The 24,485-nt window shown below is 65.5% G+C and carries 27 protein-coding genes and 1 pseudogene; 9 read left to right on the forward strand and 19 right to left on the reverse strand.

The annotated features are described in order from the left end of the window. Positions 1–35 precede the first annotated feature (35 nt). Together P6U27_RS35050 and P6U27_RS35055 are read right to left on the reverse strand one after the other, a co-directional pair. Complete coding sequence (locus P6U27_RS35050) at positions 36–653, reverse strand: flavin reductase family protein (protein WP_122405945.1); 618 nt, start codon at positions 651–653, stop codon at positions 36–38. A gap of 3 nt (positions 654–656) precedes the next feature. Then, on the reverse strand, positions 657–1,622 hold the full coding sequence (locus P6U27_RS35055) for a tripartite tricarboxylate transporter substrate binding protein (RefSeq protein ID WP_209295489.1): 966 nt from the start codon (positions 1,620–1,622) through the stop codon (positions 657–659). A 139-nt stretch (positions 1,623–1,761) separates the two neighbouring features. Here P6U27_RS35055 and P6U27_RS35060 point away from each other — a divergent pair, with 139 nt between their 5' ends. From P6U27_RS35060 to P6U27_RS35075, 4 genes are all read left to right on the forward strand, one after another. Continuing rightward, entirely contained in the window at positions 1,762–2,562 is an 801-nt protein-coding gene (locus P6U27_RS35060; RefSeq protein WP_162500485.1) for an IclR family transcriptional regulator, read from the forward strand. Positions 2,563–2,800: 238 nt separating this feature from the next. Beyond that, entirely contained in the window at positions 2,801–4,096 is a 1,296-nt protein-coding gene (locus tag P6U27_RS35065; RefSeq protein WP_209295488.1) for an O-acetylhomoserine aminocarboxypropyltransferase, read from the forward strand. A 4-nt stretch (positions 4,097–4,100) separates the two neighbouring features. Then, complete coding sequence (locus P6U27_RS35070; RefSeq protein ID WP_209295487.1) at positions 4,101–4,883, forward strand: alpha/beta fold hydrolase; 783 nt, start codon at positions 4,101–4,103, stop codon at positions 4,881–4,883. Between the two features lie 68 nt (positions 4,884–4,951). Further along, complete coding sequence (locus P6U27_RS35075; protein WP_122405950.1) at positions 4,952–5,455, forward strand: DUF6496 domain-containing protein; 504 nt, start codon at positions 4,952–4,954, stop codon at positions 5,453–5,455. Positions 5,456–5,469: 14 nt separating this feature from the next. Here the strand turns inward: P6U27_RS35075 and P6U27_RS35080 are convergent. Continuing rightward, a pseudogene (locus tag P6U27_RS35080) lies at positions 5,470–6,415 on the reverse strand (aliphatic sulfonate ABC transporter substrate-binding protein). Beyond that, positions 6,412–6,657, reverse strand: a complete 246-nt coding sequence (locus P6U27_RS35085; RefSeq protein ID WP_122406964.1) for a hypothetical protein — start codon at positions 6,655–6,657, stop codon at positions 6,412–6,414. The pseudogene P6U27_RS35080 and the gene P6U27_RS35085 overlap by 4 nt, the downstream one beginning before the upstream one ends. Before the next feature lie 390 nt (positions 6,658–7,047). Here P6U27_RS35085 and P6U27_RS35090 point away from each other — a divergent pair, with 390 nt between their 5' ends. Continuing rightward, positions 7,048–7,779 (forward strand): SDR family NAD(P)-dependent oxidoreductase, encoded by a 732-nt coding sequence (locus P6U27_RS35090; protein ID WP_407120672.1) that lies wholly within the window; start codon positions 7,048–7,050, stop codon positions 7,777–7,779. Between the two features lie 172 nt (positions 7,780–7,951). Here P6U27_RS35090 and P6U27_RS35095 read toward each other — a convergent pair whose 3' ends face one another. Genes P6U27_RS35095 through phnG form a run of 9 tightly spaced genes read right to left on the reverse strand, consistent with a single transcriptional unit; the run spans position 7,952 to position 14,926 of the window. Continuing rightward, positions 7,952–8,563: a pyridoxamine 5'-phosphate oxidase family protein gene (locus P6U27_RS35095; RefSeq protein ID WP_122405951.1), complete on the reverse strand. Its 612-nt coding sequence runs from the start codon at positions 8,561–8,563 to the stop codon at positions 7,952–7,954. Positions 8,564–8,591: 28 nt separating this feature from the next. Continuing rightward, positions 8,592–9,185: a phosphonate metabolism protein/1,5-bisphosphokinase (PRPP-forming) PhnN gene (gene phnN, locus P6U27_RS35100; protein WP_209295485.1), complete on the reverse strand. Its 594-nt coding sequence runs from the start codon at positions 9,183–9,185 to the stop codon at positions 8,592–8,594. Continuing rightward, positions 9,182–10,339: an alpha-D-ribose 1-methylphosphonate 5-triphosphate diphosphatase gene (locus tag P6U27_RS35105; RefSeq protein ID WP_407120671.1), complete on the reverse strand. Its 1,158-nt coding sequence runs from the start codon at positions 10,337–10,339 to the stop codon at positions 9,182–9,184. Before P6U27_RS35105 ends, phnN begins: the two co-directional genes overlap by 4 nt. A gap of 12 nt (positions 10,340–10,351) precedes the next feature. After that, complete coding sequence (gene phnL, locus P6U27_RS35110; protein ID WP_164937042.1) at positions 10,352–11,050, reverse strand: phosphonate C-P lyase system protein PhnL; 699 nt, start codon at positions 11,048–11,050, stop codon at positions 10,352–10,354. Between the two features lie 8 nt (positions 11,051–11,058). Further along, positions 11,059–11,856 carry a phosphonate C-P lyase system protein PhnK gene (gene phnK, locus P6U27_RS35115; protein WP_122405955.1) on the reverse strand — a complete coding sequence of 266 codons (798 nt, stop codon included), beginning with the start codon at positions 11,854–11,856 and terminating at the stop codon, positions 11,059–11,061. Next, positions 11,849–12,745 (reverse strand): alpha-D-ribose 1-methylphosphonate 5-phosphate C-P-lyase PhnJ, encoded by an 897-nt coding sequence (locus P6U27_RS35120; RefSeq protein WP_407193446.1) that lies wholly within the window; start codon positions 12,743–12,745, stop codon positions 11,849–11,851. The genes phnK and P6U27_RS35120 overlap by 8 nt, the downstream gene beginning before the upstream one ends. Then, positions 12,742–13,845 (reverse strand): carbon-phosphorus lyase complex subunit PhnI, encoded by a 1,104-nt coding sequence (locus P6U27_RS35125; protein ID WP_407193447.1) that lies wholly within the window; start codon positions 13,843–13,845, stop codon positions 12,742–12,744. Before P6U27_RS35125 ends, P6U27_RS35120 begins: the two co-directional genes overlap by 4 nt. Positions 13,846–13,848: 3 nt before the next feature. After that, positions 13,849–14,457 (reverse strand): phosphonate C-P lyase system protein PhnH, encoded by a 609-nt coding sequence (phnH, locus tag P6U27_RS35130; protein ID WP_209295481.1) that lies wholly within the window; start codon positions 14,455–14,457, stop codon positions 13,849–13,851. Positions 14,458–14,461: 4 nt separating this feature from the next. Further along, a complete protein-coding gene (gene phnG, locus P6U27_RS35135; RefSeq protein ID WP_209295524.1) occupies positions 14,462–14,926 on the reverse strand; it encodes a phosphonate C-P lyase system protein PhnG in 465 nt (154 codons plus the stop codon). Positions 14,927–15,032: 106 nt separating this feature from the next. Here phnG and phnF point away from each other — a divergent pair, with 106 nt between their 5' ends. Further along, positions 15,033–15,761 (forward strand): phosphonate metabolism transcriptional regulator PhnF, encoded by a 729-nt coding sequence (gene phnF, locus P6U27_RS35140; protein ID WP_209295480.1) that lies wholly within the window; start codon positions 15,033–15,035, stop codon positions 15,759–15,761. Between the two features lie 158 nt (positions 15,762–15,919). On the opposite strand, the gene phnE (P6U27_RS35145) is transcribed toward phnF, so the two are convergent. The 4 genes from phnE (P6U27_RS35145) to phnC all read right to left on the reverse strand — a co-directional run bounded on the left by phnE (P6U27_RS35145) (position 15,920) and on the right by phnC (position 19,526). Beyond that, the gene (gene phnE, locus P6U27_RS35145) at positions 15,920–16,768 is read right to left on the reverse strand and encodes a phosphonate ABC transporter, permease protein PhnE (RefSeq protein WP_407193448.1); all 849 of its coding nucleotides are present in this window, start codon (positions 16,766–16,768) and stop codon (positions 15,920–15,922) included. Further along, a complete protein-coding gene (gene phnE / locus P6U27_RS35150; RefSeq protein WP_407120669.1) occupies positions 16,765–17,649 on the reverse strand; it encodes a phosphonate ABC transporter, permease protein PhnE in 885 nt (294 codons plus the stop codon). The genes phnE (P6U27_RS35145) and phnE (P6U27_RS35150) overlap by 4 nt, the downstream gene beginning before the upstream one ends. A 71-nt stretch (positions 17,650–17,720) precedes the next feature. Beyond that, on the reverse strand, positions 17,721–18,656 hold the full coding sequence (gene phnD, locus P6U27_RS35155) for a phosphonate ABC transporter substrate-binding protein (RefSeq protein WP_129144583.1): 936 nt from the start codon (positions 18,654–18,656) through the stop codon (positions 17,721–17,723). Between the two features lie 60 nt (positions 18,657–18,716). After that, the gene (gene phnC / locus P6U27_RS35160) at positions 18,717–19,526 is read right to left on the reverse strand and encodes a phosphonate ABC transporter ATP-binding protein (RefSeq protein ID WP_407193449.1); all 810 of its coding nucleotides are present in this window, start codon (positions 19,524–19,526) and stop codon (positions 18,717–18,719) included. A 173-nt stretch (positions 19,527–19,699) separates the two neighbouring features. Here phnC and P6U27_RS35165 point away from each other — a divergent pair, with 173 nt between their 5' ends. The 3 genes from P6U27_RS35165 to P6U27_RS35175 are packed head-to-tail and all read left to right on the forward strand — an operon-like array spanning position 19,700 to position 22,278. Then, entirely contained in the window at positions 19,700–20,371 is a 672-nt protein-coding gene (locus P6U27_RS35165) for a chloramphenicol acetyltransferase (RefSeq protein ID WP_407120666.1), read from the forward strand. After that, positions 20,368–21,561 carry an alpha-D-ribose 1-methylphosphonate 5-triphosphate diphosphatase gene (locus P6U27_RS35170; RefSeq protein WP_407193450.1) on the forward strand — a complete coding sequence of 398 codons (1,194 nt, stop codon included), beginning with the start codon at positions 20,368–20,370 and terminating at the stop codon, positions 21,559–21,561. The genes P6U27_RS35165 and P6U27_RS35170 overlap by 4 nt, the downstream gene beginning before the upstream one ends. Before the next feature lie 18 nt (positions 21,562–21,579). Continuing rightward, entirely contained in the window at positions 21,580–22,278 is a 699-nt protein-coding gene (locus tag P6U27_RS35175; RefSeq protein ID WP_209295476.1) for a DUF1045 domain-containing protein, read from the forward strand. Between the two features lie 3 nt (positions 22,279–22,281). On the opposite strand, the gene P6U27_RS35180 is transcribed toward P6U27_RS35175, so the two are convergent. Both P6U27_RS35180 and P6U27_RS35185 read right to left on the reverse strand, forming a co-directional pair. Continuing rightward, positions 22,282–22,875 (reverse strand): hypothetical protein, encoded by a 594-nt coding sequence (locus tag P6U27_RS35180; RefSeq protein ID WP_209295475.1) that lies wholly within the window; start codon positions 22,873–22,875, stop codon positions 22,282–22,284. Positions 22,876–22,958: 83 nt separating this feature from the next. Continuing rightward, positions 22,959–24,359 (reverse strand): selenium-binding protein SBP56-related protein, encoded by a 1,401-nt coding sequence (locus P6U27_RS35185; protein WP_407193451.1) that lies wholly within the window; start codon positions 24,357–24,359, stop codon positions 22,959–22,961. Positions 24,360–24,485 lie beyond the last annotated feature (126 nt).

Genomic DNA, 24,485 nt, shown 5'->3' on the forward strand with positions numbered 1-24,485 from the left:
ATCTTGAGGCAGCTTGGCCGACGACTGGCCCGCGCTCAGTCCTTCGATTTGGGAGTCTGGAAGACGGTGTTGAGCGTGACGATCTCACCGAGGCGGGCGTACCGCGGGCCGCCGATACGTGCGATCGGGTCGAGCGCCTTGGTCTCGACCTTGCCGTCGTTCACGAGACCGTCGCGCAAATGGAACATCACGACCTCGCCGACGATGAGCCGGCTCTTGGCCTCGCCGAATTCGAGGCATTGCCGGAAGCGACACTCCATCGCGACCGGCGCGGCGGCAAGCCGCGGTACCTTGATGAGATCGCAAGGCAGTGTTTCGAGCCCGAGATGCTCGACCTCGCTGATCTCAGGCGGATGCTCGACGGAGCTGTCGTGCACCGCCGACATCAGCGGGGTGTCGGCGATATGAATCACATACTCCTCGGTATCGAGGATGTTGTGCGCTGTGTCCTTGTAGTCGGCGCCCTTGCGGCCGACGCTGATGGCGAGCATCGGCGGCTTCTGCGAGACGAAGGTGAAGGCGCTGAAGGGGGCGAGATTGAGCACACCGCTGCGCGACAGGCTCGTGACCCACGCGATCGGGCGCGGCACCACGATGCCGGTCATCAGCCGGTAGATGCGCTCGGCGCCGAGCTCGGTGGGGTCGATCCGCATCGGTCAATCCGCCCTGATATTGGCCTTGCGCACCACCGGAATCCACTTGGCGTCCTCGCGCTCGAGATAAGCCTTGAACTCGGTCGGCGTCATCGCGGTGGCTTCGCCGCCGAGTTTTTCGAATTTGTCGATCACCGCAGGGTCTTTGAGGATCGCGACGAGCGTTTCGTGCAGCTTGTCGACGATCGGCGCCGGCGTGCCTGCGGGCGCGAACAGGCCGGTAAACGTCTGGCCGTCGAAGTCCTTGTAGCCGAGCTCGGCGAAGGTCGGCACATCAGGCAGCGACTTCAGGCGATGCGGACTGGTGACGGCTAGCGCGCGGAACAGGCCGGCCTTGATGTGCTGCAAGCTGACCGTGAGCTGGTCGAACGCGAATTGCACCTGACCGCCGAGGAGGTCATTGATGGCGGGCGCGTTGCCGCGGTAGTGCGCCGTGACCCATTGCAGATCGAGGCTGGACTGCATCAGCTCGCTGAGCAGATGATTGGTGGTGCCGGGGCCCGGCGAGGCCATGGTCAGCTTGCCCGGCTCGCGCTTGGCGAGGTCGATGAATTCCTTGAACGTGTTGGCCTGCACCGACGGATGCACCTCGAGCACCAGCGGCGTCATCGAGATCGTCGAGATCGGGAGAAAATCCTTCTTCCAGTCGTAGGCGTCGCGCTTGTTGATCTCGGTCGCGAACAGCACCGGGCCGTTGGCTCCGACGAACAGGGTGTAGCCATCGGGCGCCGATTTCGCGAAGGCTTCGCCCGCGATCATGCCGCCGGCACCGGCCTTGTTCTCGATGACGAAGGGCTGGCCGAGCTTTTCCTGGAGCTTGTCGGCGATGATGCGTGCGGCGCTATCGACATTGCCGCCGGCGGGATAAGGCACGATCAGCTTGACGTTGCGCGCCGGCCATTGCTGGCCCGACGCCGGCGCAGCCAGCATCGCGGTGGCGGCAGCTATGGCAATCCAGATTGATCTCATGTTGACCTCCCGGCGGCGCTTCCAACTCACGTCGAATCCTTGATGTCGTGCAAGCAGCTCACAAGGCATTCCGATCGGAGCGCAATCTTCAGATGCGCGCTTGCCCTGTCGAGTGAATTGTGGCGTTCTTGTCCATAATATGGACAAGGGACGATCACCTAAATCCGTCCGCAGCGCCGTGGAACCGCGACAGGGCGCGCAGGCGATCCGGCGCGCGCTCGCGGTGCTGCGCATCCTTGCCGCAGGTCGTGAAGAAGGTGTGCCATTGGCCGAGGTGATCCGGGCGACGGGCCTCACCCGCCCGACCGTGCATCGCATCGTCCACGTGCTGATCGAGGAAGGCATCGTCGAGCGACATGGCAGGAGCGGCCGCTACGCGATCGGCAACCAGGTGCCGGAGCTGGCACTGGCACGACCGCGGCCGTCGCGGCTCTTGGTCGCCGCAAATCCGTCGCTGCAGCGCGCATCTGCCGAGATCGGCGACACGCTGTTCCTGACGGTGCGCACCGGGAACGACACGCTCTGCGTCGATCGCCGGATCGGCGTTTATCCGATCCAGGTGCTGTCGATCGAGGTCGGCGCGCGCCGGCCTCTCGGCGTTTCCAGCGCCGGCGTCGCCATCCTCGCCGCAATGCCGGCGCAGGAGGCGCGAAAGATCGTCGCGGCGAACGAGAAGCGGTTCGAGCCCTACCGGACCGACGTCGCGACGGTGCTCGGCGAGGTCACCGCTGCCAGGCGGCTGGGCTACGGCATGAGAGAGATCGGCCTGGTGCAGGGGACGAAATCGATCTCGACCTGGATCAAGACTCCCGACGGACAGCCCGCCGCGGCGATGACCGTCTCCGCCGTTCGGACGAGGCTCGGCCCGCGCCGCGAGCAGGAGGTCGCGGAGATATTGCTGCGGGAGGCGCGGATCATCGAGCAGGCGATCGGAGGCTGAAGCGCGGACGGGACCTGTTCGCGGGGAGAGGCCGGAACTTGCGGGAGCTTTCCGGGTGAGGGGGAGTCTCCGCGAGTCTAACTGCCACCGTCTTCGCGGAGAGAGCCCCTCACCCCAACCCTCTCCCCGTAAGAACGGGCGAGGGAGCGCACCGGCGTGCGGCGCTGTCAATGGCTGACTTCGTGCGTCGTTTTATGGCACAACGCCCGCCATCGCTGACCGACCAACGAGGCCACGCATGCCCGCGCCAAAGCCGCCTGCCTTCGAGACCCTGAGCCTGCATGCGGGCCAGCATCCGGATCCCGTGACCGGCGCCCGTGCGGTGCCGATCTACCAGACCACGTCCTACGTATTCCAGGATTCCGACCACGCCGCGGCGCTGTTCAACCTGGAGCGCGCCGGCCACATCTATACCCGCATCTCCAACCCCACCACCGGCGTCCTGGAGGAGCGGCTCGCGGCGCTTGAAGGCGGCGTCGGCGCGATCTGCACCGCGAGCGGTCAGGCGGCGATGCACCTGGCCATCGCGACGCTGCTGAGTGCCGGCGACCACATCGTGGCGTCGAGCTCGCTCTATGGCGGCACCATCAACCTGCTCGCGCACACGCTGCCGCGCTTCGGCATCACCACGACGTTTGTGAAACCACGCGATCTCGACGCGTTCCGCGCGGCGATCAGGCCGAACACGAAACTCGTGATCGGCGAGACCATCGGCAATCCCGGCCTCGAGGTGCTCGACATGCCCAAGGTGGCGGCGATCGCGCATGAGGCAAAGATCCCGCTGCTGATCGACAACACCTTCGCTACGCCCTATCTCAGCCGGCCGATCGAGTTAGGGGCCGACATCGTCATGCATTCGGCGACCAAATGGATCGGCGGCCACGGCATCGCGATCGGCGGCGCCATCGTCGATGGCGGCCGGTTCGACTGGCGCGCATCGGGCAAGTTCGGCGTGCTGACCGAGCCCTACGGCGGCTATCACGGCATCGTCTTCGACGAGCAGTTCGGCACGGCCGCCTTCATCATGCGCGCCCGCACGGAAGGCCTGCGCGATTTCGGCGCCTGCCTGTCGCCGACCAACGCGTTCCAGCTGCTGCAGGGCGTCGAGACGCTTCCGGTGCGCATGGACCGCCACATGCAGAACACTTATCTCGTGCTGGAAGCACTGAAGGCCAACAAGGCCGTCGACTGGGTGCTGCATCCGTCACTGGAGGACCACCCCGACTACCAGCTCGCCAAGACGCTGCTGCCGCGCGGCGCCGGCTCGATCGTGTCCTTCGGCATCAAGGGCGGGCGGCCGGCAGGCCGCAAGTTCATCGAATCGCTGCGCATGATCAGCCATCTCGCCAATGTCGGCGACGCCAAGACGCTGGTGATCCATCCCGCCTCGACCACGCATCAGCAGATGGACGCCGAGCAGCTCAAGGCCGCCGGCATCGGCGAGGAGCTGGTGCGCCTCTCGGTCGGCATCGAGACCGCAAGCGACATCATCGACGACCTCAACCAAGCGCTCCGCATCTCGCAAAAGGCCTGACACCATGAAGCTTTCCGTCAACGGCACCGAGGTATTCGTCGCAACCGGCGGCCGCGATTTCGACAAGTCCCTGCCCCCGGTCGTCTTCATCCATGGCGCCGGCTTCGATCATTCGACCTGGGCGCTGCATACGCGCTGGTTCGCCCATCATGGTTTTTCCGTTCTCGCGCCGGACCTCCCGGGCCACGGCCGCTCGGCCGGACCTTCGCTCGGCAGCATCGCGGAGATGGCCGACTGGACGGCGGCGCTGCTCGAAGCGGCGGGAGCCGCGAAGGCGCATCTGATCGGCCATTCCATGGGCTCGCTGATCTCGCTGGAGACCACCGCGCGGCATCCCGACAAGGTCTCCGCGCTGAGCCTGATCGGCACCGCCGCGACCATGACGGTCGGCCCGGATCTCTTGAAGGCGGCCGAAGCCAACTCGCAGGATGCCAACGACATGGTCTCGATCTGGGGCCTCGGCTTCAAGGCCGAGCTCGGCGGCAGCCTCGCGCCGGGCCTGTGGATGCATGGCGGTGCGCAGGCGGTGCTGAGGGCTTGCGAGCCGGGTGTCCTGTTCAAGGATCTGTCGGCCTGCAATGCCTACGCCAATGCTCTGACCGCTGCCGCAACCGTGAAGGTGCCGACGACGCTCATTCTTGGCGAGCGGGACATGATGACACCGGCCAAGGCCGGCAAGGCGCTCGCCGCCGCGATCCCGCACGCAAAGACCATCGTGGTGAAGGGCGCCGGCCACATGATCATGGCCGAGCGGCCGGATGAGTTGCTGGCCGCGCTGAGGAACTAAAACGGATCGATCTTCTCCCTTGCGCGTTGCGTCAGATATCCCTGCCAATCACGAAGGGGAACTCGACCATGCCAAGACAAGAAGTCATTCGCAAAGCCAGGCGGGACAAGCGTGCCGGCAAGTCGGCCAGCACGCAGGCCGGCGAATTCGTCAAGGACGAGATCGACAAAATTCGCAAGGGCAAGCACGGAGCGCGCTCGACCAAGCAGGCGATCGCGATCGGCCTGTCCGAAGCGCGTCGCGCCGGCGTCGATCTGCCGCCGCCGCGCAAAGGGCGCACCAAGAAGGCGACACGCCGCAGCGCCAAATATGCCTATGAGGTCGGCCAGGGCAAGCGCACCGCGAAACGCCGCCCGCGCGTGTCACGTGCCGTCGAAGGCGTGTTGAAGAAGGAGCCGCGGTCGACCGCATCGCGCGGCGCGCTGTCGAAGCAGGCCAAGCAGGCTGCAAGCCGGCGAACCGCAGCGTCCCGCTCGGCTGCCGCGCGGAAAGCGAGCCACACCAAGGGATCGAAGGTCCGCTCCGCCGCCGCCAAGAAGGCGGCACGCACCAGGGCGCGCCGCCGGAGTTGATCAGGCGCGCCGGTTCAGGAGCCCGGCGTCCATTTCCAGACGATGTCGGAGATGGTGACCGGCTTCGGGATCAGGCCGAGCTTTGCGAAACGATCAGCGACGGCCTGCTGGCTTGCGACAATTTCGGCATCCAGCGGCACGACGCGGAAGTTGGAGCGATCCACGAAACGCCTGACGGCCTCGATGTCGACGCCGGTCGCGTCCGCCTGCGCTTTGGCGACGTCCTCGTGGTGCTCGTTGGCCCAGACGCCTTCGGACGCGAAGGTCGTGTTGAGCTTCGCGACCAGCGCCGGATACTTCTCCACGAAATCGGTGTTGGCGATGTAGAACGCATTCGGCCTGTGTACGTCCTTGTCGAAGGCGATGACGCGCGCGTTCTCCTTCAATTCGGCAAGCGCCAGATACGGATCCCAGATCGACCAGGCATCGACCGACCCCTTGAAAGGCGGCCGTCGCATCGGCCGGCGCGAGCGGCGCCGGCGTGATGTCGGACCAGGACAGGCCGGCCTTTTCGAGCGCCGCAACGAGGAGATTATGCGCGCTCGATCCCTTGCCGAAGGCGATGCGCTTGCCTTTGAGATCGGCCAGCGAGTGAATCGGCGAATCCTTCGGCACGACAATCGCCTGGGTGTTGCCGTCCGATTTCACCGCGGCGACGTAGCGTATCTTGGCGCCGCCGGCCTGCGCGAAGATCGGCGGGGAGTCGCCGACATAGCCGAAATCGACGCTGCCGACATTGATGGCCTCCAGCAGCGGCGGACCGAACTGGAAATCGACCCACTTGATCTCGATGCCGAGCGGCTTGAAGGCGTTTTCGAGCGTCTGGCGCTGGCGCACCGCCGGGAAGAAGCCGCCCTTCTGCGTGCCGATGCGGATTTCCGCCGGCTTGTCCTCGGCGCGCGCGGCCAAGGCGGTCGCGAGCAGGAGCGTCGTTGCTAGGATGTTTCGTCGGGTGATCATAATGCGGCCCTTTCGGTGAGATCAGTTGGCGAAGGTTGCGAGCTCGCGCGACGGCTACGCTCGGACAACACGGCACGGGCGGCCCGCTCGGCCTCTCGCGCCGAGCGGAACTGGCGGCCCTCGAGGCTGTCGAACAGGCGCTCGGAGGAGAAGAAGCGGAAGCCGCGCTCATCTCTCGTGATGATACCGGCAGCGCGGTCGTGGATTTCGATGATGTAGGCGTTGGACTGGGCTTGGGACATGACTGCTCGCTCGCCGGAATTTCGGCGTTCCTCTTTTGCGTCTTTCGGTGTGCGGTGTTGCCAGGAGACGATCAGCAACAACAACAGGCGCCCGTTGCCACCGAGAAGCAGCACCGCGTCATGCATGCTTGCATGTCGTTCTGATTGCGCTGGCGATCGGTTGTCATGGTGCGGCTTGGGCTCGAGGAGCAGTCTTGACGCTCTGAATATCAAGCGGTTGGCGCGATTGGTCAATGAAATGGCTATCCATATTTGCGACACATGCGCTGGGGCGTTTCTCCCGCCGCAAGCACCGGCAGACGGATTCATCTCGCGATGAGTTCAACGCGCGTGAGCTGCAAGCATGATACGATCGATGCAAGGCAAGCGGATGATTGGGAGGTTCCAGGCATGGCGGATGCTCTGAAGGGGCGCACGGCGCTCGTGACCGGAGGCTCGCGCGGAATTGGCGCGGCCGTCTGCCGTGCGCTGGCCGAAGCAGGCGCGGCGGTGGCGATCAACTGCCGCGAAAGAATCGGCCAGGCCGAGCAACTGGCGAGCGAGATCGGCAAGCGGGGCGGCCGCGCCATCGTCATCGCCGCCGACGTCTCGCAGCGCGAAGCCGTGGCCGGCATGATCGAGCGCGTCACGGCCGGGCTTGGTCCGATCGACATCCTCGTCAACAATGCCGGCATCGCCATCACACGCAGCGTCGACGATCTCACCGAAGACGATTTCGACCGCACCATCCTGGTCAATCTGAAATCCGCCTTTCTGTGTACGCAGGCGGTGCTGCCGACGATGCGCGCGCGGAAATGGGGCCGTATCGTCAACATCTCATCGGGCGCGGCGCGCGGCGCCGGCGCGATCGGCCCGCATTACAATGCGTCCAAGGCCGGCATGGAGGGGCTGACGCGAGGCTATGCGGCGCGACTGGTGAAGGAAGGCATCACCGTCAATGCGGTGGCGCCCTCGCTGATCGAGACCGACATGATGAGCGGCCAACCCGGCCTCGTCAGCCGCATCCCGCTCGGCCGCTTCGGCACGGCGGAGGAAGTTGCGAAAGCCGTGATGCTGCTGGTCGACAACGCCTACATGACCGGGCAGACCGTCGCGCTGAGCGGCGGGATGGCGTTTAACTGAAGCGGAGCGACGGGCTTGCTTCCCCTCTCCCCGCTTGCGGGATCGGATTGCATCGAAGATGCAATCCGGGTGAGGGGATACAGGTCCCACGGCGATCTCACGTGCGGAGAGAGGCCCTCACCCCGCCCTCTCCCCCAAAAGAACGGGGCGAGGGAGACGAGAGAGCGGACGCTCACCACATCGTCGCGGCAGCGCGCTCCGGCCAGATGCGGTCGTACTCCGCGCCGCCGACCTTGTTGTCACTCATCTCGGCGAGAATCTGACCCGGCGTCGGCAGCGTCTTGGGATCGACGCGCTTGTCCGGATTCCAGAGATCGGAGCGGACGATGGCGCGGGCGCACTGGAAGTAGATTTCCTCCACGTTCATCACCATGACACTGCGCGGCGCCTTGCCATCAACCTTGAACGAGGCCAGCACGTCCGGATCGATCGACAGATGCGCGCGACCATTGGCGCGGACGGCATTGCCGGAGCCGGGGATCAGGAACATCAGCGACACCCTGGGATCGCGCACGATGTTGCGCAGGGAATCGACCCGGTTGTTGCCGCGGCGGTCCGGCAGCATCAGCGTCTTGGGATCGTGAATGCGGACGAAGCCGGGCAAGTCGCCGCGCGGCGAGCAATCGATGCCCTCCGGTCCGATGGTGGCGAGCGCGGCGAACGGTGCCTTCTCGATGAAGATGCGGTAGAGCGGCGTGACGTGGTCGGCGACTTTCACGGTCGAGGCGTCATTGGTGGCGCCGTAGATGGCCTCCAGCTGTTCGACCGTTTCGATCACCGTCATTCCACTCTCTCCTTGTTGTTACCCGCAACTAATCTTGCCAGCCTTCATTCCTGATCACGCGCACGAGCTGGCGGCCGTGGTAGTCCGCACTGCCGGCATTGAGGATGGTGACATCGGCCTGCGCCGACGAACCATCGACGCGCGACAACCGCTCGGCGATGTCGCCGTCGCTTTGCCGGGCGCGCGCTGCGAGCCGCTGCGCCAGCACATCGGGCGGCGCCGTGATCGCAACCACAACGACATTAGCATAGGCCTCGCGCAGCGCGGCGATCACGGTGCGTGAGACATTGACGACCACCGCGCGGCCTGCGCGGATGTCATCGTTGATTTCGAGCGGCAGCGCGTAGGCGTGCCCATGCGCCTCCCAGTGCACGGCGAAGTCGCCTTGCTCGCGCGCGCGGCGGAACTCGTCCTGGCTCACGGCGATATTGTCTTCATCGGACGACGATGCACGGGTCACGATGCGGCGCGGGAAGACGATTTCGGGATCATCGATGCAGGCCGCCTGCGCGAGGCGCAGCAGCGTATCCTTGCCGGCGCCGCTGGGGCCGACCACGAGCACGAGCCGGCCGGGGCCGATCGCACCCGCCTCCCCCTGCGCCGTGGTGACCATCTTGCTCATGCGACCCGGCTTCCCTCGCGCCAGACGCTGCGTACCACGGGAACGTGCCCTGCGACATGCACGCGGATCAAATCGGCACGCTTGCCGGTCGCGACCTCGCCGCGGTCGGTGAGGCCGACCGCCTCGGCGGGCGCCTTGGTCACGGTGCGAACCGCGGCCGGCAGGCTGATCGTGGGTACATGCTCGGGCAGTTGCAGCGCGGCCATGAGAAGGCTGGACGGAATGTAGTCCGACGATAGGATGTTGAGCAGGCCTTCGCGGGCGAGATCGACCGCGGCGATGTTGCCGGAATGCGAGCCGCCGCGCACGACGTTCGGCGCCCCCATCAGAATGTCGATGCCGGCCTGATGCAGGCCGCGCGCCGCCTCCAGCGTGGTCGGGAATTCGGCAACCGAAACACGATCCCGCACGGCGTCGGCGACGTTCTCCTCGGTGGTGTCGTCGTGGCTCGCCAGCGGAATGTTGTACTGATGCGCCAGCGCCACGATCTCGCGCATGTTGGCCGCTGCATATTTCTTCTGGTATTCGAAGCGCTTTGCGAACAGCTCGTCGAGCTCGGCATCGGTCTTGCCGCCGCCCTTGCCGCGATAATAGTCGCGCAGCTTGACCTCGTCGCGGAACTGGCGCTGGCCCGGCGTGTGGTCCATCAGCGACATCAGCTTGACGTCGGGACGGTCGATCAGCTCCCTGGCCTCCTCGACCACGCTCGGCATCGGGATTTCGCAGCGCAGATGCAGGAAGTGGTCGGCGCGCAGGAGGCTGGCCTCGCGCGCGGTCGTGATCGCGGCGGCAAGCACGCCGGCGCGGCCATCGACCTCCTCGGCGCCGTCCTCGCGCCAGACCCGGAGCGAATCGAACACGGTGGTGATGCCTGACGTCGCGAGCTGGCCGTCATAGGAGATGACCGCGGCGACCGGATTCCAGAACACCTTCGGCCGCGGCACGTAATGGGCTTCGAGATGGTCGGTATGGAGCTCGATCAGGCCGGGCATGATCAGGTCACCGCCGGCATCCTCGGCGCCGGCGGGCGCAGTCCCATCGCCGATCTCGGCAATGCGTCCGTCGGCAAGAGCCAGCCAGCCCTGCTCGATCACCCGGTCGGCCAGCACGATCCTGGCGTTGGCGATCAATGTGTCCTTCGGCTTGGCGTTCATTTCCCTCTTCCTTCAGGCCGCGGCGGCAAAGCTGGTGACGTCGACGATACGGTCGGCAATCAGATGACGGATTTCGTCGTCATGGACAATGGCGACCATGGCGACGCCCCCGCGCTTCTTCTCGGCAACCAGCTCAACCACGACAGCGCGGTTGGCGGCATCGAGCGAGGCGGTCGGCTCGTCGAGCAGCAGGATCGGCAGGTCCGAAATGAAGCCGCGCGCGATGTTGACGCGCTGCTGCTCGCCGCCGGAGAAGGTCGCGGGCGGAAGCTGCCAGAGGCGCTCGGGAATGTTCAGACGATGCAGCAGGCTGCCAGCGCGCTGCTGCGCTTCGGCCCGGCTCATGCCGTTGACGATCAGTGGCTCCGCGACGACGTCGATGGTGGCAACGCGCGGCACCGCGCGCAGGAACTGGCTGACATAGCCGATGGTGGAACGGCGGATGTTGAGAATCTGCCGCGGCTCGGCGGTGGCGAGATCAATCAGCGCGCCGCGATGGCGGATGCCGATGCGGCCGCTATCGCAGCGGTAATTGCCGAAGATCATTTTCAGGATCGACGATTTTCCGGCGCCTGACGGGCCTGACAGAACGACGCATTCGCCCGGATTGACGTGGAAGGTCACGCCGCGCACGACAGGCAGTTCGATGCCGCCCTGCAGGTGCATCGTGAACGTCTTTTGCGCATCGGTAACGTCGATCATGACGGTCATTGGAAAACTCATGGCGGCAGAATCGAGGAGACGAGGAGCTGGGTATAGGGCTCGCGCGGGTCGTCGAGCACCTGGTCGGTGAGACCGGTCTCGATGACGCGGCCGCCCTTCATCACCATCACGCGGTGCGACAGCAGGCGTGCGACCGCGAGATCATGGGTGACGATGATGACGGCGAGATGCAGCTCGGCAACGAGGCTGCGCAGGAGGTCGAGCAGGCGCGCCTGCACGGACACGTCGAGGCCGCCGGTCGGCTCGTCCATGAACACCAGGCGCGGCTCGGTGACGAGGTTGCGCGCGATCTGGAGCCGCTGGCGCATGCCGCCGGAATAGGTGCGCGGTGCATCGTCGATGCGCGCTGTGTCGATCTCGACGCGGGTGAGCCAGTCCGACGCGGTGTCGCGGATGCGGCCGTAGTGATTCCAGCCCACCGCCATCAGCCGCTCGCCGACATTGGCGCCGGCCGAGACCGCCATGCGCAGGCCCTGTGCTGGATCCTGATGCACAAAGCCCCAATCGGTGCGGAACAGGAAGCGACGCTCGGCCTCGCCCAGCGTCGAGAGATCGCGGGTGACACCGTCGCGCATCCGATACGAGACATGGCCGGAACCCGGCGCGAGCTGGCCGGACAGCATTTGCAGCAGCGTCGACTTGCCCGAGCCGGATTCACCGACGATCGCCAGCACCTCGCCGGGATAGAGCGAGAACGACACATCGCGGCAGGCGGCAATGCGGCCAAACGACTTGCTGAGGGACTCCGCGACCAGCAGCGGCTCGTCGTTCTCGACCAGATTCTGATCAGCCATTCGAGGCCTCCTGCGCCTTCTCCTTGTACGGCGCGGCGCTGAGGCTGCTGCGATGGCCGGCGGCCTGGCGGCCCTCGCAATAATCGGTGTCCGAGCAGACGAACATCCGCCCGCCCTGGTCGTCGGTGACGATCTCGTCAAGGTAGGAATTCTCCGCACCGCACAGTGCGCAGGGCGCGTTGAAGCGGTAGGGCTCGAACGGGTGGTCCTCGAAATCGAGCGAGACCACTTGCGTATAAGGCGGGATCGCGTAGATGCGCTTCTCGCGGCCGGCGCCGAACAATTGCAGCGCCGGGCAATTGTCCATCTTGGGATTGTCGAATTTCGGCGTCGGCGACGGGTCCATCACGTAGCGCGCGTTGACCTTGACCGGATAAGCGTAGGCGGTCGCGATGTGGCCGAAGCGGGCGATGTCCTCGTAGAGCTTCACATGCATCAGGCCGTATTCGGCGAGCGCATGCATGCGCCGCGTCTCGGTCTCGCGCGGTTCGAGGAAACGCAGGGGTTCCGGGATCGGCACCTGATAGACCAGAATCTGGTTTTCGTTCAGCGCCTTCTCCGGGATGCGGTGGCGGGTCTGGATCACCGTCGCTTCGTCCGTCGCCGTCGTCGTGGCAACACCGGCGGTCTTGGCGAAGAACTTGCGGATCGAGATCGCGTTGGTGGTGTCGTCGGAGCCCTGGTCGATCACTTTCAAGACGTCCTGCGGTCCAAGGATCGCTGCGGTCACCTGCACGCCGCCGGTGCCCCAGCCATAGGGCATCGGCATTTCGCGGCTGGCGAACGGCACCTGATAGCCGGGAATCGCGATCGCTTTCAGGATCGCGCGGCGGATCATCCGCTTGGTCTGCTCGTCGAGATAGGCGAAGTTGTAGGCGGGCGCGTTCATTCCGCGGCCTCCTTCATGGCATCTGGCGTATTGGCCTCGGCAAACTCCTGGCGCAGCTTGCGCAGGAGGCCGAGCTCGGACTGGAAGTCGACATAGTGCGGCAGCTTCAGATGCTCGACGAAGCCGGTGGCCTGGACGTTGTCCGAATGCGACATCACGAACTCTTCGTCCTGCGCCGGCGCACGCACCTCCTCGCCGAGCTCGCGGGCGCGCAACGCACGATCCACCAGCGCCATCGACATGGTCTTGCGCTCGCTCTGGCCGAAGGCGAGGCCGTAGCCGCGGGTGAAGCACGGCGCCTCCGTCGCAGACCCCTTGAACTGGTTGACCATCTGGCACTCGGTGAGTTCGATCGCGCCGAGCGGCACGGCGAAGCCGACCTCTTCCGCGAGAAATTCGACCTCGACCTCGCCGAAGCGGATCTCGCCGACAAAAGGATGGTTGCGGCCGTAGCCGCGCTGGGTGGAATAGCCCATCGCGAGGAGAAAGCCTTCGTCACCACGCGCGAGGTTCTGCAGGCGCAGGTCGCGGTCGGCCGGAAAATTCAGCGGCTCGCGGGTGAGATCGCCGACGCTGGCGCCGTCCTCGGCTTCGGGCGAGGATTCGATCAGCCCGTCGCGGCCCAGAATATCCGTCACGCGCGGCGTCGGCGCTGTGGATGCTTCGGCCGTCGACGGAACCTGCGGCACGACGCCTTGCGCGAGCGAGGGATCGAGCAGGCGGTGCGTGTAGTCGAAGGTGGGCCCGAGGATCTGGCCACCCGGAATGTCCTTGAAGGTCGCGGACACCCGCCGCTGCACCTGCATGGCGCCGGTGTCGACCGGCTCGCTGGTGCCGAAGCGCGGCAAGGTGGCGCGGAAGGCGCGAACCAGGAAGATCGCCTCGATCAGATCGCCGCGCGCCTGCTTGATCGCCAGCGCCGCGAGCTCGCGGTCATAAAGCGAGCCTTCGCTCAAGACGCGATCGACGGCGAGGCCAAGCTGCTCCGAGATCTGGTCCAGGGAGATTTCCGCAACGCTTTGATCGCCGCGCCGCTTATGTGCGAGCAGGCGATGGGCGTTCTCGATGGCGCGTTCGCCGCCTTTGACTGCGACATACATGCTTCAGATTCCCTTGCTCACGACGCGCGTGGTGCGGGGGATCGCGACCACGGCATCATCGGCGACCAGCACCATATCGATGCCGTGCGGAAACAGTGCTTCGTTCATACGCAGCCGCTCGAGCAGATCGAGAGGCTTGATCGACGCCTGCAGCGTCGCGACCCCACCGATGCCGGGGCCGCGCAGCTCGAAGCTGCGTCCCGAGTTCAGGCTGTCGACCTGAATGATCACCGTGGTCGAACGGTCCGGATACTCGCTGGTGCCGAGCGCGAATCGCTCGAGCGAAGGCAGCGCATCGCCATCACAGATCAGCGCAAAACTCGCGATCGAGGCGTCCTGCACGACCGGCGCACCGGTGTGGAACTTCAGCCACTTCGTCACATCCGAGTTCTCCGCCATTCCCGCGTCGAGCCAGAGCGGCGTATCGTGGTCGAACAGCGTCAGCGCGATCGCGGCGGTGCCGCGCATCATCGGCCCTGGCGCGCCGACCATCGGCACGATTTGCTGGACGGAGCCCGGCCGTGCCATGGCATCCATGACCGAGCGAAAGGTCGATTGCGCCGACAACACCTTGTCGGCGAAACCCGGCGGCAGCTCCGCAATCGTGGTCATGATCTCACCCCTCACCGCGCACCATGGTGTAGAAATCAACCTTCGTCGCGGCGGTCTCTTCCGCCGCCTGCTTGCGCTTGACCATAAGCTGCTCGCGCAACGGCGCGATAACGCCACGCTCGACGAGCCCGCCGAAATCGCGGGACTGCACCAGCGCATCGCACAGCGCGATCAGCCGCGCCTTCTCACCGTCGCGGCCGAGCGTGTAGCCGAAGCCGACCTCGCCGCTCGCAAGCCGCACCGCCGCGCGCGACACCGTGGCTTCACCGAGATTGAACGGCGCCCCGTCGCCGCCGATCCGGCCGCGCAGCATGACCAGCCCGTTTTCGGGCGCGCGCAGATCCTGATGGGCCGGGAGGGTGAAGTTGCGGAGGCGAGCGGCGATCTCGCCCGCCTCCGCGTGCGCCAGCACGGCCATGGCGGCCTTGCGCTGGGCTTGCTGGCTGTTGTGCTGCGTCACCTGGTCCACCGAACTTGCCGCATCTAAGTTGTCTATGATAATAGACAACTTCATACGGACGCGCCATGACTGTTTCGTGACAATGTTGTGATTTCTGGAGTAGGTTTCGCGCGACATGAGCATGCAGGACACAGCCTCCTCGGGAGTCGCGCTGTGGCGCCTCGTTGCCGACGGCATCGAGCGCGGCATCGCCGACGGCCGCTTTGCGGCCGGCGACAAATTGCCGGGCGAGATGGAGATCGCGGAAACCTATCGCGTCAACCGCCACACCGTGCGCCGCGCGCTGGCCGCGCTTGCCGAGCGCGGCCTGGTGCGCGCCGAGCGCGGCAGCGGAACCTATGTCGAGGCACAGAAGCTCGCCTATCCCCTGCGCTCGCGCACGCGCTTCTCAGAGATCGTCGGCGCGGGCGGACGCGAGCCGCATGGCCGGCTGATCGAGGCGACCGATGACGTCGCGACGCGCGAGCTCGCGCGGGAGCTGGGATTGAAGACCGGCGCGCCCCTGGTGCGGATCGAGGCGATCCGCCTCGCCGACCGTACGCCGATCTGCGTGTCCACGACCTGGCTGTCGGCCGAGCTGTTTCCGGACGCGGGCGCCGTGTTCGCGGCGACGCGCTCGATGACGAAATTGCTCGCGCATTACGGCATCCGCGATTATCGCCGCGGCGCGACCCGGATCACCGCCGGCATCGTCGACGCGACCGACGCCGCAAGACTCGATCTTGCGCTGGGACGGCCGATCCTGGTAGTCGATGCCACCGACCACGATCTCACGGGCAAGCCGCTGGTGACGAAGCATTCGCGCTTTGCCGCGGAGCGGGTCGAGTTTCTGGTGGAGTCGTAGGCCTCTTCCCCTCTCCCCTTGTGGGAGTGCCCACGATCTTTCTCGATCATCAGAAGCGGTGGGCACGCTACGCGTTGACCACCCTACGGCACTGAGGACACGTACCCCTCATCCGGCGCTTCGCGCCACCTTCTCCCACAAGGAAGGAAGAGAGCCGCCTACGCCACCGCCCGCCGGCCGATGATGGCAAACCGCAGCTTGCCCGAGATGAAATCGATTGCGGCGACGGCGACCAGGATCATCAGGATCAGGAACGACACTTTCTGCCACTCCAGCACGCGAATCTGCTCGGCGAGCTGGAGGCCGATGCCGCCGGCGCCGACGATGCCGATGATGGTGGCCGAGCGGGTGTTGGATTCGATGAAGTAGAGCACCTGGCCGGCGATGACGGGCAGGACCTGCGGCAACAGGCCGAAGCGGATCTCGTGCAGCGCGCTGCCGCCGGAGGCGCGGATGCCTTCGACCTGCCTCTGGTCGGCGCCCTCGATCGCCTCCGAGAACAGCTTTCCGAACGCACCGAAATCCGACACGGCGATCGCGAGCACGCCGGCGAACGGGCCGAGCCCGACCACGTTGATCCACACCAGCGCCCAGATCAACGTGTCGACGCCGCGGATCGAATCCAGGAAGCGGCGGACGGGAAAGCGCAGGATGTTCGACGGCACGACGTTGCGCGCCGCGAGCAGGCTGATTGGAAGCGCGAAGACCGCGGCGAGCGTGGTGCCGAGCAGCGCGATCGACAGCGTCTCGCCCAGCGCCTTCAGATAGACCGGCAGCGAAGAGCCGGGATCCGGCGGGATCATCATCAGGCTGATCCAGCCGAGCTGGCTGAGGCCGGCGAAGAAGCGCGACGGCGAGAAATCGAGATCGACGAGGCCGTAAGCGAGGATCGCCAACGCCGCGACGATCATCGCCGGCGTGGCGAGCCGCGCCGAGGCGGGCCGGTCGAACACGTCAGGGTAGCGCGCGCGAATTTGCGCGATATCGACCTGCTGCGGCTTCGTCACGTCCGCGCCTCCTCGCCGAACAGGCGGCCGCGCAGCCAGCCGGTGGTGATGTCGATGATGAAGACCGTGACGACGATGGTGAGCAGGATGGCGCTGACGTCGGAGTAATAGAACTTGCGGATGGCGACGACGAGCTCCTGGCCGATGCCGCCGGCGCCGACGAAGCCCATCACCGAGGCTTCGCGGACGTTGATCTCGAAGCGCAGCAGCGCATAGCTGGCATAGCCCGCCGTCACCTGCGGTACGACCGCAAAACGCATGCAGGAGAGCCAGCTCGCACCTGTCGAGCGAATGCCCTCCACCGGCTTCATGTCGGCATTCTCGACGATCTCCGAGAACAGTTTTCCCAGTGCGCCGGTGGAGTGGATTGCAATCGCCAGCACGCCCGCCATTGGCCCCAGGCCGAAGGCAATCACGAACACCAGCGCGAACACGATGCCGGGAACTGTGCGGGCGAATTCGAGCAGGCGCCGCACGACGAAGCGCAGCCAGGGCGCGGGCGAAGTGTTCTCGGCCGCGAAGAAGTTGAGGGCGAAGGCCAATGTCGCGCCGATCAGAGTTCCGACATAGCTGATGAGCAGGGTCTCACCCAGCATCTTCAGCCATTTGCGCCAGCCCCAGAACCACTCGCCGACATCGGTCCAGACCCGCTGGCCGCTGTCGAGCGTGAGGATGCGGTCGAAATAGCTGACGAAATTGCCGAAATAGGTGAACAGGGTATGCAAATTCACTTCGGCGCCGATCGCGGCGAGCACCAGCGCTGCGGCGAAGACCGCGGCCCCCAACAGGAGACGGAGCCGCCTGCGCGAGACCGCCTGGCGATAGGCGGCATTGAGCGCGGCAAGCTGCTGCTCGGGGAGGATCGAAACCGCTGTCGTCATCGGTCGAAACAGGTCCCGTCAAAGAAAGAGCCGGGTCCTAGGACCCGGCTCGGGTGCATCGTCCCGATGACTCAGGACGCCTTCTTCTTGCGGAGCGCATCGACGAACTTGATCAGCTCGATCGTGCCATCCCAGTCCTTGGTGGTGGCGGGATGAAAGCCCTTCTTCTGGCCGTCCGACAGGCGATCGAACGCGGCCTTGTCCTTGGCCGGCGCGTCGAAGAAAGCCTTGGCGATGGCGGCCTTGGCGTCATCAGGCAGGTCGGAATTGTAGGCATAGGGACCGTTGATGATCGGCGCCGACTTGTGGATGATGCGGAAATCGTCCTTCTTCATCGCCGAGCCGTCGGCGTTCTTCAGCATGCCCTTGGTCAGCATCTGCGCCAGCGTGGAATCGTCGTCGCTGGTCCACTGGTTGGCGGCGACGTCGACCGTGCCTTGCGCCAGCGCGAGCATCGCATTCTCGTGGCTGCCGGTGAAGACGACCTTGCCGAAATAGCCCTCGGCATCGTGGATGCCCATCTTGTCGAGCTCGAAGCGCGGCACGTTGTTGCCCGAGGTCGAGTTCGGGTCGACCAGGCCCAGGTTCTTGCCCTTGAGATCATCGACCTTCTTGTAGGAGCTGCTCGCCTTGACGAAGAACACCGAGTAATAGCCGGTCGAACCGTCGGCATTGATGTCGTTGGCGAACGCGTCGGTCTTGACGCCGGTCAGGCGGGCGCGGGCGAACGAGGCCGAGCCGTAGCTCGCGATGTGGATGTTGCCGGCGCGCTGGCCTTCGATCACAGCGGCGTAGTCGTTGGCGATGCGCAGCGTGACCTTCACGCCCAGCTGCTTCGAGAGGTATTCCACGAACGGGGTCCAGCGCTCGGTGACGCCGGAGGCGTTCTCGGCCGGCACGACCGCAAAGGTCAGTTCGGGATATTTGGCCTTCCAGTCGTTCGCCGAGGCGGACGCCGTGAACGCGAGCGCGGCGGCGCCGGCAAGGATCAGTCTGCGAGTGATCATGGTATCCTCTTCATCGGTTGAGGTCGGTTGACGCAAAGACTTGAACTAAACAGGCGAGGCTCAGGCCGCCGCGGCCGTCCCGAGCGCCGGAACGCCCCCGGGCGCCGGTACAGGCATGCCGCCCATGACGTCGGCGGCTTCGAGATCGTAGAGCTCGCGCGCCACGTGATCGGTCAGCGCGGACGGCGCACCATCGAACACCACGCGGCCCGCGGCCATGCCGATCAGGCGGTCGCAATAGGTGCGGGCGAGATCGAGCGAATGCAGGTTGCAGAGCACGGTGATGCCGAAATGCTTGTTGATGCGCAGCAGTGCATCCATGACGATCTTGGTGTTGCGCGGATCGAGCGAGGCGATCGGCTCGTCGGCGAGGATGATGTCGGGCTGCTGCACCAGCGCGCGGGCAATCGCGACGCGCTGCTGCTGACCGCCGGAGAGCTGGTCGGCGCGCTGGGCGGCGAGCGAGGCAATGTCGAACTGCTCGAGCGCGGACATCGCCAGCGCCTTGTCCTGCTCGGGCCAGGCCTGCGACAACGAGCGCCAGGCGGGCATCGCCGCAAGCCGCCCCATCAGGACGTTGGTCAGAACATCGAGCCGGCCGACCAGGTTGAACTGCTGGAAGATCATCGCCGAGCGCGCGCGCCACTGCCGCAGCTCCTTGCCGCGCAGCAAGGTGACGTCGACGCCGTCGAACAGGATGCGGCCCCCGGTCGGCGTCACCAGGCGGTTGATGGTCCGCAGCAATGTCGACTTGCCGGCGCCGGATCGCCCGATCACACCGACGAAGCCGCCGGGGGACACTTGAAACGAAGCGTCATCCACCGCGGCTTTTGCGCCGAAGCGACACGTCAGACCATCCACCACCAGCATGCAGGGACTCCAGAGTAGCTGGGCCAACCGCTAACGCCGGCGCTTAACACTTGTGTGACAGCGCCGTTGCGGTGCGGCGATCCTACACACCTCATCCGCTGTCATCTCGGCGTCATGATATCGTCATCAAGCCGCTCGAAGAGAGACGCCCGCCCTCGCACCTCGGATGCAACATGGCCGCGAAAGCCCTTTCGGTTCAGCCGACCATCGATCCCTCGGCCAAGCTGCACGAGACCAGGCTCGGCGCCTATACCGAGGTCGGCGCGCGCACGATCCTGCATGAAGTGGCGATGGGCGATTACTCCTATGTCGTGAACGATTCGCAGATCACCTACACGACGATCGGAAAGTTCTGCTCGATCGCGGCGATGACGCGCATCAACCCCGGCAACCATCCGATGCATCGCGCGACGCAGGCGCATTTCACCTATCGTTCGAGCGCTTATTTCGAAGGCGAGGGCGACGATGCCGAGTTCTTCGACTGGCGGCGCCAGCATCACGTTCATATCGGCCACGACGTCTGGATCGGCCATGGCGCCATCGTGCTGCCGGGCCGCAACATTGGTACCGGCGCGGTGATCGCAGCCGGCGCGATCGTCACCAAGGACGTGCCGGCCTACACCATCGTCGCCGGCAATCCGGCGCGGATCGTACGGCGGCGGTTCTCGGAGGAGATCGCGGGGCGCCTCGGGAAGCTCGCCTGGTGGGACTGGGATCACGACAAATTGCGCGAGGCGCTGCCCGATTTCCGCAAGCTCGGGATTGAAGATTTTCTTTCGGCATACGAAGCACGGGCGGGCTCTCTCACCAATTCTCCTGCCAGCAAACGAAGCGCAGTCGCGTGACAGACATATTCCTTGAAGGCGGCCGGGCCCTGATCGGCGCCGAGCTCATCGAAACCTCACTTCTCGTGTCCGGGACAGACATCGCGGAGGTGGGCGCTTCTCGCGGCCGGGCGGGGCTGGCGATTGATGCACGTAACCTGCTGTTGCTGCCCGGCATCGTCGACCTGCACGGCGATGCCTTCGAGCGACAGATGATGCCGCGCGCCGGCGTCGATTTTCCGATCGACGTCGCGCTCGCCGACAGCGACCGCCAGGCGATCAGCAACGGCATCACCACCGTGTTTCACGCCGCGACCTGCTCGTGGGAGCCGGGCCTGCGCTGCGCCGACAATGCGCGCGGCCTGATGGAGGCGATCGAGCGGCAGCGTCCGCAATTCGCCGCCGACACCCGCTTCCATCTGCGCCACGAGACCTACAATCTCGACGCGGAGGCCGAGATCGCCCAATGGCTCGCCGAAGGCCGGGTCGACCTGCTCGCCTTCAACGACCACATGGACGGCACCGTCGCCGACATGGCCAAACCGCGCAAGCGCAACCGGATGGTGGAGCGCACCGGCCTTTCGAGCGAAGAATTCGACCTTCTGGTCGAGCGCGTGATCTCGCGCGCCGACGAGGTGCCGGGTTCGGTGTCGCGCCTGGCCGCTTCTGCCCGCGCGGCGGAGGTGCGGATGCTCTCGCACGATGATGCGACGCCGGCGATGCGGCATGCGTTTCGCGAGCTCGGCGCGACAATCGCGGAGTTTCCGATCAACGAGGAGACGGCGCGGGCGGCAGCCAGCCACGGCGATGCCATCGTCTATGGCGCGCCGAACGTCGTGCGCGGCGGCAGTCACACCGGCTGGACCAGGGCATCCGACATGATTGCCAAGGGGCTCTGCTCGGTGCTGGCGTCAGACTATTATTATCCCGCACAGCTGCTCGCCGCATTCCGGCTCGCGGCAGATGGTGTGGTGCCGCTGGTACAGGCCTGGGATTTGGTCTCCGCCAGTCCTGCCCGCGCGACCGGCCTCACCGATCGCGGCACCCTCGCGGAGGGACGCCGCGCCGACATTCTCCTCGTCGACGACAGCGTCAAGCTGCGGCCGCGGCTGATCGCGGTGATCTCGGGCGGCAAGCTCGTGCATCTCACCGATGCGACACGGCTGCTCACCGCCGTGGCGGCGCCGCGCGAGGCTGTCGTCGCCGCGTAAAACCGCTATGCTGAGACGATGACAGGATTTCCCCGCTACGCGGTCTATTTTGCCGCAGGCGCCGACAGCGCCCTCTCCCGCTTCGGCGCCGAGCTGCTCGGCTACGATGCCTATACCGGCGACGAGCTGCCCTTCCCGCGCGAGGCGCTGCAAATTGCGCCGGACTGGCGTGACATCAGCGCAGATCCCCGCAAATACGGCTTTCATGCCACGCTGAAGGCGCCCATGGCTCTGGCCTTAAGCAAGACCGAAGCCGAGCTGATGGCTGCGTGTGCGGCCTTCGCCGGCAGGGCACGGCCGCTTCCGGTGATCCGTCCCGTCGTGGATGCCATCAGCGGCTTCATCGCCGTCATTCCGGCCGAGCCGGTCGATACGCTCCAGGACCTGGCAGCCGACAGCGTCCGCGATTTCGACGCTTTCCGTGCGCCGCTGACGCCGGAAGATCGCGCACGGCGCAAGCCCGAAAAGCTCGGCGAGCGACAGCGCGACTATCTCGACCGCTGGGGCTATCCTTACGTCATGGAAGAATTCCGCTTCCACATGACGCTGACGGGACGGCTCGATGCGGAGCGGCGCGGGCCGATTCTGCAAATGCTGCGGGGGCGGTTTGCGGCGTTGAAGCTCGATGCGCTTGAGATCGATCGCATCGCGCTGTTCAAGCAGGATGACGCAAAGGAAAGATTCCGCATCATCGGCGAATGGGCTCTGGCACGGTAGACCTCAGCGCCAGCTCGCAAGATTGAAGGCGAGCGCCACCGCGCCGACCAGAACGAGGCTGGTCGCCCAGACCGCATCCAGGTTGAACCAGCTTCGCGAGACGAACTTCAATCCCAGATAGCGGTAGACCAGCCACGCCAGACATCCGCCGGCGCTGATCATGGCGGCAACGTGCACCAGGGACACCAGCACCGCCATCCCGACACTCGCCTTCATCAACTCGCCCGCCGCCTCATGGCCGGCATCGAGCTCGAAGGCCTGGCAAAGCCCGAGATAGATCGGCACCAGCATCAAGGCGGCGCCGTGAGCAATGGCGACGGCAAACGACCAGAGCGCCAATTGCGTCGGTGGGATTCGTGCCAGCGCGCGGGGATGGCGCCCAACGATCAACCGATAGACGCCGAAGCCGATGACGAGAAGGCTCGCGACCAGCTGGATCGGACGCTGCCACTCCGCCAGCACGAGCAGGAACGCGAATGGCAGCAGCACGAGAAGCGTGGCCAGGAGATGCCCGGCCGACAAGGCCCACAAGGCGCGGAGGAGCGCGCGCGGGCTCTTGTCCATGAGCCCCGCCGAAACGGCGAGCGGCCATCCCATGCCAGGATTGATCCCGTGGTAGAGACCGCTCGCAACAAGAGCGAGCCACAGCCAGCCGAGTGCCGGGCTCGCGTGCCCCCAATCTAGACCGACGGATAGCAAAAGGAGTCCGTCGAACAATCGCCGCCCTCGAGCCTGATCTGGTGCGCACGATATCCGTCGGGGAAGCTCACGAAATAGTTCTTGTCGAGCTCGAGGCCGCCGTTGCGACCGACATTGGCCATGACCTCGACGCCCGGAACGCCATCGGGATAGAACTGGTCGTCCCAGGTGGAATAGAGCGAATTGGTCCAGTAGACGCGCTTGCCGTCGCGGCTGATCTCGACCATCTGCGGACCCGCCGCAAATGGCTTGCCGTTCGGATGGGGCGTGCGGCGCGCGATGCCGCCGATGTGGACGGAGCCCGCAAGCTTCGGCTGGCGCGGATCACTGACGTCATACTGGCGCATTTCACCCGTGCCCCAGCACGAGACGTAGAGAAACCGGTCGTCCATCGAGAGGTCGATGTCGGTCACCAGCGGCGGCACCGCGCCAAATCCCTGCAGCAGCGACGGGAGCTTCTCCTTGGGCGCGGGCTCGGGTGGGATCGTCGCCGTCTTCTCGGCATGGAATGTCCCGCCTTCGCGCCACCAGGTCCAGATCGATGCTTCAAGGTTGGTGGTGTCGACCACGACGCCAACGAAGCCGTACTCGCGAACCGGATCGTGCGCCGGTCGCACCTCCAGCGCCATCTGATGATTGGCGCCGAGGTCGATGGTCTGGACGTTGCGACGGGCGCGAAGATCCCAGAAGTGGAGACGATGGCCATATTTGTTCGACAGCAGATCTTCCGGGACGATCCCGTTCTCGAACTGCGGCGGCAATGCCCATTCGCTCGTCACCATGTAGTCGCGCGGCAGGTTCCACCAGAAATCATAATGCAGCGTCTGCGGACCGCGGTCGATCTCCCATCGCCCCAGGACCTCGAAGGTCTCGCAATCCATGATGAAAACGCCGGGAGGACCGTTGGTGCCGTCCTTGCCGCCGCCGCCCAGCGTGCTCACGTAAATGCCGTCCGGCCCGCAATGGATCGTGTGCGGCCGCGAGTAGCCGGTCTTCTTGAAGACCTCCTCCGGCTCGATGATCTTGTGGATCTTGGCCTTCGTCGGATCGGGCTTGGTATCGATGACGTAGATCCGCGACGAGCGGAGCCCTGGGATGATGAGATAGCGCCGCTCGATGAAGGCGTGTCCGGCGAGCGGCGACAGGGCGGAGGAGCAGGCATTCCAGCCAAAGTGATGAAACTCATCGCCCTTGTTGGGCATCGTGACGGTATGGACGATCTGGCTATAGGTCGGCGATCCCGGCTTGACGTCGATGACCGCGAGAGCATCCGGCTTCGAGAAATCCGGACTGAGCAGCAACGTGTAGGCAAAGTTCTCCGCAGGCGCTTCCATCGCAAGCTTGGGCGATGCGTGAAAGGTGGGATCCGGCCTCATCGTCATGGCACTGCCTCCCTGTTCTGTCGGTTCGCGCCAACTTGGCTCGGGATAACGGCATAATGAAGAGGTGTTCGGCGACGTTTCGAGATTGCTCCGCGGGGCCTGGTTGGCGGGCGTACAATATGCCAT

Origin of the sequence: Bradyrhizobium sp. STM 3566 (genome assembly GCF_045571445.1) — a bacterium.
Lineage (GTDB): Bacteria > Pseudomonadota > Alphaproteobacteria > Rhizobiales > Xanthobacteraceae > Bradyrhizobium > Bradyrhizobium vignae.

What these genes read in the sequence shown, in the direction of transcription:
- phnE (WP_407120669.1), bottom strand. Translation starts at nt 17,649, where the DNA reads ATGACGACAGCGGTTTCGATCCTCCCCGAGCAGCAGCTTGCCGCGCTC.
- P6U27_RS35075 (WP_122405950.1), top strand. Translation starts at nt 4,952, where the DNA reads ATGCCAAGACAAGAAGTCATTCGCAAAGCCAGGCGGGACAAGCGTGCC.
- phnK (WP_122405955.1), bottom strand. Translation starts at nt 11,856, where the DNA reads ATGGCTGATCAGAATCTGGTCGAGAACGACGAGCCGCTGCTGGTCGCG.
- P6U27_RS35090 (WP_407120672.1), top strand. Translation starts at nt 7,048, where the DNA reads ATGGCGGATGCTCTGAAGGGGCGCACGGCGCTCGTGACCGGAGGCTCG.
- phnH (WP_209295481.1), bottom strand. Translation starts at nt 14,457, where the DNA reads ATGACCACGATTGCGGAGCTGCCGCCGGGTTTCGCCGACAAGGTGTTG.
- P6U27_RS35055 (WP_209295489.1), bottom strand. Translation starts at nt 1,622, where the DNA reads ATGAGATCAATCTGGATTGCCATAGCTGCCGCCACCGCGATGCTGGCT.
- P6U27_RS35070 (WP_209295487.1), top strand. Translation starts at nt 4,101, where the DNA reads ATGAAGCTTTCCGTCAACGGCACCGAGGTATTCGTCGCAACCGGCGGC.
- P6U27_RS35105 (WP_407120671.1), bottom strand. Translation starts at nt 10,339, where the DNA reads ATGAACGCCAAGCCGAAGGACACATTGATCGCCAACGCCAGGATCGTG.
- P6U27_RS35095 (WP_122405951.1), bottom strand. Translation starts at nt 8,563, where the DNA reads ATGACGGTGATCGAAACGGTCGAACAGCTGGAGGCCATCTACGGCGCC.
- phnN (WP_209295485.1), bottom strand. Translation starts at nt 9,185, where the DNA reads ATGAGCAAGATGGTCACCACGGCGCAGGGGGAGGCGGGTGCGATCGGC.
- phnD (WP_129144583.1), bottom strand. Translation starts at nt 18,656, where the DNA reads ATGATCACTCGCAGACTGATCCTTGCCGGCGCCGCCGCGCTCGCGTTC.
- P6U27_RS35085 (WP_122406964.1), bottom strand. Translation starts at nt 6,657, where the DNA reads ATGTCCCAAGCCCAGTCCAACGCCTACATCATCGAAATCCACGACCGC.
- P6U27_RS35050 (WP_122405945.1), bottom strand. Translation starts at nt 653, where the DNA reads ATGCGGATCGACCCCACCGAGCTCGGCGCCGAGCGCATCTACCGGCTG.
- phnL (WP_164937042.1), bottom strand. Translation starts at nt 11,050, where the DNA reads ATGACCGTCATGATCGACGTTACCGATGCGCAAAAGACGTTCACGATG.
- P6U27_RS35065 (WP_209295488.1), top strand. Translation starts at nt 2,801, where the DNA reads ATGCCCGCGCCAAAGCCGCCTGCCTTCGAGACCCTGAGCCTGCATGCG.
- P6U27_RS35060 (WP_162500485.1), top strand. Translation starts at nt 1,762, where the DNA reads ATGGACAAGGGACGATCACCTAAATCCGTCCGCAGCGCCGTGGAACCG.
- P6U27_RS35180 (WP_209295475.1), bottom strand. Translation starts at nt 22,875, where the DNA reads ATGGGATGGCCGCTCGCCGTTTCGGCGGGGCTCATGGACAAGAGCCCG.
- P6U27_RS35165 (WP_407120666.1), top strand. Translation starts at nt 19,700, where the DNA reads ATGGCCGCGAAAGCCCTTTCGGTTCAGCCGACCATCGATCCCTCGGCC.
- P6U27_RS35125 (WP_407193447.1), bottom strand. Translation starts at nt 13,845, where the DNA reads ATGTATGTCGCAGTCAAAGGCGGCGAACGCGCCATCGAGAACGCCCAT.
- phnF (WP_209295480.1), top strand. Translation starts at nt 15,033, where the DNA reads ATGAGCATGCAGGACACAGCCTCCTCGGGAGTCGCGCTGTGGCGCCTC.
- phnC (WP_407193449.1), bottom strand. Translation starts at nt 19,526, where the DNA reads ATGCTGGTGGTGGATGGTCTGACGTGTCGCTTCGGCGCAAAAGCCGCG.
- P6U27_RS35185 (WP_407193451.1), bottom strand. Translation starts at nt 24,359, where the DNA reads ATGACGATGAGGCCGGATCCCACCTTTCACGCATCGCCCAAGCTTGCG.
- P6U27_RS35120 (WP_407193446.1), bottom strand. Translation starts at nt 12,745, where the DNA reads ATGAACGCGCCCGCCTACAACTTCGCCTATCTCGACGAGCAGACCAAG.
- P6U27_RS35175 (WP_209295476.1), top strand. Translation starts at nt 21,580, where the DNA reads ATGACAGGATTTCCCCGCTACGCGGTCTATTTTGCCGCAGGCGCCGAC.